The organism is Clostridium neuense (assembly GCF_045310695.1).
In the GTDB taxonomy this organism is placed as follows: Bacteria; Bacillota; Clostridia; order Clostridiales; family Clostridiaceae; genus Clostridium_S; species Clostridium_S neuense.
Genome location: NZ_JBJIAA010000039.1, coordinates 1 through 2,078 on the forward strand (window position 1 = coordinate 1; position 2,078 = coordinate 2,078).

The window sequence follows — 2,078 nt, forward strand, 5'->3', positions numbered from 1 at the left end:
TAAGTGTAATTCAACTTATTATTTAACTTTTGCTTTGATTTTAATCATCTTTATAAGTTTCATCATCTGCTTAATATCATAAGTATAAGCTTAATTATTCTATATCATAATCGTAAACAAAATAGAAAAAGGAGATTCCTCTTTATTTTAGGATTCTCCTTCATTTATTGGTGATAATATTTGCATTGTCGCTTGTTGGACTACTCTATCAACTGCTGTTGGTATCCCTAGCTTTCTCATTTTTCCATTATCTTTTGGTATTTCTACCCTTCGGACTGGACTTGGGCTATATTTGCCCTCTTTGATAGTTTTCCTTAACTCATCTCCATTATCTCTGAATATCTGCCACATTTACACCATAGACTTCCGGATAGTTTAGGACTTTGATTTGTTATGCAACCTTGCCCAGTACATGCTTGGCGCACATAAAAAAGCCTACCATAAAAACGGCGGCTTTTCTCTTAAAAATAAAACAAAGATACACCAAATAGGTATATCTTCTCTGGAGGCGTCAAATGCCTCTATTTATAGAGTACCATACTTTTCTATCAATCTAAATAGTATTACTTGACTTTATATTCTACATCAAAATCAATAAAGTACTTTTTCTCTGGTGTATGTATCGTAAGTGTCGCCAAATTGATATTGTCCTCTAAAATATCCACTCTGTATTCAAACATAATGTCGTCATTTTGCTTCTTCAGGAATAAGTAACTTCCCTCTTCTTGTTCCTCTGCCTCATTGCTTATTTCATCATATATTTTTTCGCCACTAACTTCTCCAGAATATCCTGATTTTCTTATATTTTCTTCTATTGCTTTAAAAAACTGTTTCATATTTTTTCTCTCTTTCTTTTTTTATATAAGTATATCATGTTTCTAAATAAAAGTAGTGCTAAGCATTATTAATTAATGATTAGAGCTAAAACCGCATTTACTTATGATATATTCGTTTTGACACTACAGAAAAATACCCAATAGACACTATGTTAGCATCTACTGGGCATTTTATTAGTTTATTTTTCTTTTAGTTATGGCTCACTGCATAATTATTATTATTAAGTAAGTTTATTTACTACTTTCATTGGTTTTTAAATAATCTGAAAATGTATATTTTTATGCAGTTAAATACTTATAAGTTTTGTAGTCAAATTATTACTAAATCCATAACAATTTTTATTATATATTACCATGAATAATCTAGATACTCATTTGTTACTGATATTGATGGAATACCAATGCTCGATAATTCTCTTGCAAATTTATCATTAAAACTATTTGTATATCTTGATTCTTCTTCTAAAAATTTAATTTCATATCCACTTCTTGTTCTTCTAAAACTTGCAATATTTAGCTCAGCCAATACTTTTGCTATATAATACCCTCTTTTAGTAAATAAATATAGCTTATTAGTATAATTGCTATATTCTGCTTTATCAGGTTTTAAGGTATTATATAAATTTTGAATTTTATTTTTAATTTCTTCTAAATCAAACTTTTTAATTTCAATATTATCATCTATAATCATACTGTCTATCTCTATTGATTTATTTATTGCTTCTGTATTAATATATTCCTCTAGCTTACATTTCACTAATTTAGCTATTATAGCTATTTCATTAATTATAAATTCCATAGCATCATCACTTACATCTATATTTCTACAAATATTCTCACATAATAATTCTATTGTTAGATTATTATCATTTTCTTGTATAAACAACCTAATTGCAAAGTTATATCTATCATATGTTGCTTTAAAATTTAAACACTTATAATTTTGTGAGTCTGAAGAATTATGCTCACTAATACATTTGACATATTGAGTATTAATTTTATTGATTTCATTTATTAATATAATATTATCAAAATTTATTTTTTTCATTTTCATCTCTACTTTCTTGTAATTTTACTTTAATGTATCAGCATAAACTGGATATGCAGTAATAACATCTGAAATGTTACAGCCTTCTGTCACCTGCCACCTTAGTATTATTTACACTACTAAACACAGGCTCTTCTTCAAAATTTTCTAATGCCTCATTTATTCTATCTGCACTAGCTAAACCTCTAAATGCT

Annotated in this window: 3 protein-coding genes; all 3 read right to left on the minus strand. The window is 27.2% G+C overall.

Going from position 1 to position 2,078, the window contains the following annotated elements; genetic code table 11:
• Positions 1 to 147 precede the first annotated feature (147 nt).
• Positions 148 to 351 carry a hypothetical protein gene (locus ACJDT4_RS23235; protein ID WP_406790009.1) on the minus strand — a complete coding sequence of 68 codons (204 nt, stop codon included), beginning with the start codon at positions 349 to 351 and terminating at the stop codon, positions 148 to 150.
• A 212-nt stretch (positions 352 to 563) separates the two neighbouring features.
• A complete protein-coding gene (locus tag ACJDT4_RS23240) occupies positions 564 to 836 on the minus strand; it encodes a hypothetical protein (RefSeq protein ID WP_406790007.1) in 273 nt (90 codons plus the stop codon).
• A gap of 349 nt (positions 837 to 1,185) precedes the next feature.
• Entirely contained in the window at positions 1,186 to 1,884 is a 699-nt protein-coding gene (locus tag ACJDT4_RS23245) for a hypothetical protein (protein ID WP_406790008.1), read from the minus strand.
• Between the last annotated feature and the right edge of the window lie 194 nt (positions 1,885 to 2,078).